The sequence below is a fragment of the uncultured Nitrosomonas sp. genome (genome assembly GCF_902826915.1).
Classification (GTDB): Bacteria; Pseudomonadota; Gammaproteobacteria; order Burkholderiales; family Nitrosomonadaceae; genus Nitrosomonas.
Genome location: NZ_CADEGP010000110.1, coordinates 1 through 5,622 on the forward strand (window position 1 = coordinate 1; position 5,622 = coordinate 5,622).

A 5,622-nucleotide genomic window follows, 5' to 3' on the forward strand; every position below is an offset into this window, starting at 1 on the left:
AGATCAAAAACAGCAGGTCGCTTGATTCTCATACACCAGATTTGACTATAGCTCATTAGTGCGTGAGCTTGAATGAAATAACAAAAAGAAAATAGGATGTAATTAGTGCTTTTTTTTTGCGGAAGGAATCCGTGAGTTGTTAGGTAAACTGTTTATTATTTTCCCATAAACAGATTGCATTTTTGCAGTTAGTTTACTGACATAAGGCTCTAGTATGCATTATCAAATATTATACTTCTTTGAATTAGCTTGGTGTAAATGCGAGAAAAAACTAAGCCAGTTTAGGATATTCTTTTATATTACTCTTACATTTGCCCTGGTTCTTCTCGGTTACGTGACAAACAGTCTTGCAGATTTTACAGACGAAACTGAATCTCCTTCTGCAGCTCAAATTAAAAAAACGACCACCCAGATAGCTGAAAAGAAAGAAACGAAGGGTACAGTAGAGTTTCCTAACGCAAACCATCTTCATGGTATGTACTCAGATGATAACAGAGTCAATATTGAACTCATTGAATCAGCCTCAAAAGTGGAGATCAGAGGGCTAGTCAAGCCAATTCGAGAACTAACACTATCGAGTAACAGAATCGCTAGAATATCTGAAATTAATTTCAAGGAAGGAGATTCTTTCAAACAAGGTGAAAGGCTTGTTCGATTTAATTGCCTTCAACAAAGAGCAGAGGAAAGAGCGGCGGAAGCAGAAGCTTTGGCTAGAGAAGCGGTTTTTAAGAATAATCAAGATTTATCAAAATTCAATGCGGTGGGTTCCCTTGAGCTTGAGCTTTCCAAATCTCAATATGAAAAAGCGAGGGCGGATCTCAATGTGTTAACGGTTCGGAATTGGGATTGTGTGATCAAAGCACCATGGAACGGACGCGTGACTGAAGTTAAAGCACATACGCTTGAAGTGGTTGAGCCTGGTCGTGAAATTATGAAAATTTTGGATGATAGTAGCCTTGAAATTGAAATGATTGTTCCATCAAAGTGGCTTGCTTGGTTACAGCCAGGAATGAATTTCCCAATTATCATTGATGAAACAGGTAAAAGTTATGAAAGCTATATCTCCCGAATAGGTGCTCGTGTCGATCCCGTTTCACAGACACTACGGATTTTTGCAAGTTTTAAGAATAATGTGCCGGATGTATTAGCAGGTATGAGTGGAAAAGCTGTTCTCAACTTTCCTCATTAGGCTATGGTAGATAAGCCACAAGGTGAATCTAATCAAACTTTATCAACATTGCTGCAACTCGAATCTGATGCGCGTAGTTCTGTTGATTCGTTATCACTTCACTACTTTATCGTTAATGAGACCCGGCGACTTATCCATTACCGGTATGCCGTTCTTTTCAAGGCATCTGGATCCAAGAATAGAAATTTTGAAGCCATAAGAGCCTCTGGCAGTAACTTAATTGATCGCACAACACCAAAAATTCATTGGATGGCGCAGGTCATCCATTATCTGAGTGAAAGAAATAATAAGGAAAAACTCGTGAAAGTTGTTCCTGAACAACTTTCTGCAGAGCTTCAACAGGATTGGAAAGATCTATCCTTGCCATATTCTGTATGGGTGTCTTTGCGATTACCATGTGGTTCTGTTATTGGCTCATTGTGGCTTGAGAGAGAGGTGGCATGGAATGATGACGAGCTTTTCTTGCTCAAGCGATTAGCTGATACTTACGCGCATGCTTGGGGGTACTTCGACAATCTGCAGCAGCGTTTCAAATCATGGTTTCTGTCACAAAAGATATTGTGGGGAATAATGCTATTTCTGATATTGGCGCTATTGGTTATCCCAGTTCAGAACAGCACATTAGGACCGGTGAAGATTGTAGCCAAAGATCCCCTAGTCATCAGTGCACCTATTGATGGTGTAATTGCATCAATTTCGGTTGAACCCAATGAAATGGTTACTCGTGGGCAGCTACTGCTGAGTTATGAAGATACAAATTATCGAAATGAATATGCTATTACAGAACAATCGCTGGTTGTTGCGCAAGCCGAACTGAAGAAAGCGACACAAGGGGCTTTTGAAGATCCACGAAATAATGCAGAAATAGCGTTGCTTAAGGCAAAAGTTGATTTAGCGATTATCAAAAGAAACTTTGCTAAAGAAATGCTGGATCACGTGAATATCATTGCAGAGAAAGATGGCTTATTGCTTTTTAACGACAAAGCAGAATTAATCGGTCGTCCGATTTCTACCGGCGAGAGATTAATGGAAGTCGCGGAAATCGATAAAGTGATGTTACTGATTTACTTGCCGGTTGAAAACAATATTGATTTTCGACCGGGTGCCCCAGTAAAAGTTTTTCTGGATGTTAATCCTTTGCACTCAATTGATGCAATAGTAACGTATGCAAGTTATCGTGCAGAAATCACTCCTGGAGAAATATTGGCTTATCGCGTAGAGGCCGCAACAATTGAAGAGCTGAGTAATTTAAGAATCGGATGGCAAGGAACTGCAAAAATCTACGGCGAGAATGTCAGTTTGTTTTTTTATCTTTTTAAACGCCCGTTGTCTTCAGTACGTCAATATTTAGGCTTCTAATAAATGTTTCCAGACGGTGCCCTGGAATTGCCTAAATTACGCGAGGATATCCAAATATCCATTGCATCGAATAGCCATGATGGATCCAGGAATTGGACTATTTATGACCCGACAAATAATCGCTTTTATCGGGTTGGTGCGCTTGTATATCACATGTTGAGTAATTGGGTGTTGGGAAATAGCCAAGATTTAATTTATCACATCGAATCCCAAACTACATTTTCTCCTACTCAACAAGATGTATCTGAATTAATCAGTTTTTTGCATACAAATCAATTAACGATTCAATCTTGCTCGCAACCATTTGATTTCTATTTAAGGCAACATCAGGCGTCACATAAGAATCTCTTGCAAAGAATCTTGATTCATTATCTTTTTTTTCGAATACCGCTATTTAAACCAGATGCTTTTCTTAATCGCACATATCCTTTTATCAAGAAATTTTATTCAAAAGCATTCATCTATTTTGCTTTATTAGTTGCATTATCAGGTGTTTATTTTATTTCAAGGCAATGGGATATATTTGTTAACACATTTTTGTATTTTTTCACTCTTACGGGTGCATTGGTATATCTACTAGCATTGATAGGAACAAAGATTATTCATGAGTTAGGGCATGCGTACATGGCAAAACACTATAGGTGCCGGGTTCCAAGCATAGGGATAGCGTTTATGGTCATGATTCCGATGTTGTATAGCGATATGTCCGATACGTGGCGGCTTAATGATAAAAAGCAAAGAATACATGTGGCAGCTGCTGGAATCATCAATGAGTTAATACTTGCAGGTATATGCTTATTTGCATGGTCAATTTTACCTGATGGCATGCTGCGGAGCGTTTGTTTTATAGTTGCAACGACCAGTATTATTAGTAGCTTGGCAATTAATCTAACGCCGTTCATGCGTTTTGATGGCTATTACATGCTGTCTGATTGGTGGGGTATCGAAAATTTACAGCAGCGTTCATTTCTCCTGGCGCAATGGAAGTTACGTCAGTTGTTGTTTGGTGGAATCGAAGAAAAACCCGAGCACTTTTCTCCTGACATGGAATTTAAGCTCATATGTTATGCATGGGCTACCTGGTTTTATCGGTTTCTTCTGTATTTAGGTATTGCCGTACTGGTTTATGATTTCTTTTTTAAGTTGCTAGGGTTGATTCTTTTTATAGTTGAAATATTTTATTTTATTGTGATGCCTGTTTGTAGGGAATTGAAACGATGGTGGTTATTGAAAAATAAAATTCAGAACAATGTTCGAGTAAAGCTATGGTTTTCTACATTGATCATTATGATCGTGTTGTTGTTTCCTTGGAATTCCCAAATCTATTTGCCGGGTATATTAACATCAGCAAATTATGCTTCAATTTACTCACCGGAGCCAGCTCAGATTATTTCAATCGACATTGAGCGTGGACAAAAGGTCGAGAAAAATCAAGTGTTAATGGTATTGCGGTCACCATTAATCGAGAGTGAGATTAAATTAACGCAGAAACAACTCGCATTCCTTAAGCTCAGAGCTGCAAGAGCAGTAGCAAATCATCAAGATCAAGATGATTTACAGGTAATCTTGGAACAAATCGTATTGGAATCTGGCAAATTGGAAGGCCTTGAGAAGCGGCAAGCCAGACTAATCTTGCGGGCTCCTTTCTCTGGGGTAGTATCAGAGATGGATCCTACTTTAAGAGCACAACAATGGCTAAGTAATGCGACACCAGTTTTTTTTATTAATGATTCTGAAATAGCTGAAATGAAAGGTATAGTTTCGGTCGGTGAGTTAAGCAGAATTGGAATTGGTCAAGCAGCAATATTTTATCCTGAGGATCCTCAAATGCCGAAAGTAACTGCGACTATCAGCAGGATTGATTGGGGTAATATTAAGAATCTAGATTTGACTTATCTTTCCTCTCAGTATGGTGGTGAAGTTGCTGTGAAAATTCATAAAAATGGTAAAGCTATTCCCGAGAATGCAGCTTATGCAATCAAATTGGATAATATTTCATCGGCTGTGCCAAGCCGAGAGATTAGAGGTAATATATGCGTTGAGGGTCAATCAGTTTTCTTGATTAAAAGGCTGTACGAACTTGTATTGTCACTCATTATAAGAGAAAGTGGATTTTAACTTTGATCAGATGAATGTTCTGTGAAAATTTAATAATGTGTAAGAAATCTCAGGCTTGTTTACAGAGGTGGCCTCACTTAATTGGACAGTTTTTCCCATATCTTAAGTGGAAATCTCGCGTTAATGCCTACGCTATTTTTTGCATTGCAGGCAAGTTATCGAAGTAGAACTCATTTGGCGTTTTGTCGTCAAGCGCGGTGTGAGGTCTATATTGGTTGTAGAACATGAAATATTTTTCTAAGCCTTGTTTTGCATCACATTGACTTGGTGAAATTTCTTCCTGCTCCGATGTCAGTTTCCCTTATCCCGGAATAACTGATCAGCTTCATCCGACTGGTATTCCCTGATCCACCTCCTCAGCATATTGGCATCGATTTCCAGGCTTCGAGATACTTCCGATGTCGTACGGCCCTGATCCTATACCAGACTGATTGCATCTGATTTGAGGTATGCTTATTTTCATGGAGTCCGAAGTTTCATAAGATGAAGACATGAAATGGAGGATGGAGATGGAATTACCCCGCGCACAATATAGCCAGGAATTTAGGGAGCAATCAGTTAAGTTTTTTAAAGAAAGTGGATTAACTTTGGTTGAGGCAGCAAAACGGCTTTCTTTACCGAAAGGAACATTAAAGAATTGGGTTTATGCTGACAAACGAGGAGAACTTGCATTGGTAGGTAAGCATCAGAAGCCTCTGTCTGAAGTTGAATTAGAGCTATCCAGAGTTAAACGAGAATTAGCAGAAGTGAAGATGGAGCGTGACTTTATAAAAAAGTGTGCGACGTATTTCGCGAAGCTCAGTTAATCTATTCGGCGGTGAGATACGGTCTGATTGAATCGATGCGACAAAAATATCCGATTGCGCTCATGTGCCGGTCATTTGATGTTTCCGAAAGCGGCTTGAGCTATGATTATTTCTGGTGTATGACAAGTGAGGAGAAAGCGGTGTAGCCTG

The 5,622-nt window shown here is 39.2% G+C and carries 5 protein-coding genes and 1 pseudogene; 4 read left to right on the forward strand and 2 right to left on the reverse strand.

The genetic code is table 11. The features are described from left to right. The first annotated feature begins 214 nt into the window (after positions 1 to 214). The 3 genes from QZV86_RS13225 to QZV86_RS13235 are packed head-to-tail and all read left to right on the forward strand — an operon-like array spanning position 215 to position 4,666. Positions 215 to 1,189 (forward strand): efflux RND transporter periplasmic adaptor subunit, encoded by a 975-nt coding sequence (locus QZV86_RS13225; RefSeq protein WP_295629066.1) that lies wholly within the window; start codon positions 215 to 217, stop codon positions 1,187 to 1,189. Between the two features lie 3 nt (positions 1,190 to 1,192). Continuing rightward, on the forward strand, positions 1,193 to 2,548 hold the full coding sequence (locus QZV86_RS13230) for an HlyD family efflux transporter periplasmic adaptor subunit (RefSeq protein ID WP_295629069.1): 1,356 nt from the start codon (positions 1,193 to 1,195) through the stop codon (positions 2,546 to 2,548). A 3-nt stretch (positions 2,549 to 2,551) separates the two neighbouring features. Next, positions 2,552 to 4,666 (forward strand): HlyD family efflux transporter periplasmic adaptor subunit, encoded by a 2,115-nt coding sequence (locus tag QZV86_RS13235; RefSeq protein ID WP_295629072.1) that lies wholly within the window; start codon positions 2,552 to 2,554, stop codon positions 4,664 to 4,666. 127 nt (positions 4,667 to 4,793) lie between these two features. Here the strand turns inward: QZV86_RS13235 and QZV86_RS13865 are convergent, their stop codons facing one another. After that, positions 4,794 to 4,961, reverse strand: coding sequence for an integrase core domain-containing protein (locus QZV86_RS13865; RefSeq protein ID WP_366925709.1), 168 nt, complete (start codon positions 4,959 to 4,961; stop codon positions 4,794 to 4,796). After that, positions 4,938 to 5,098, reverse strand: a pseudogene (locus tag QZV86_RS13240) (transposase); the annotation flags it as partial. The pseudogene QZV86_RS13240 and the gene QZV86_RS13865, both read right to left, overlap by 24 nt. A gap of 77 nt (positions 5,099 to 5,175) precedes the next feature. Between QZV86_RS13240 and QZV86_RS13245 the strand changes: the two are divergent. Next, on the forward strand, positions 5,176 to 5,472 hold the full coding sequence (locus tag QZV86_RS13245; protein WP_295629075.1) for a transposase: 297 nt from the start codon (positions 5,176 to 5,178) through the stop codon (positions 5,470 to 5,472). The last annotated feature ends 150 nt before the right edge of the window (positions 5,473 to 5,622 follow it).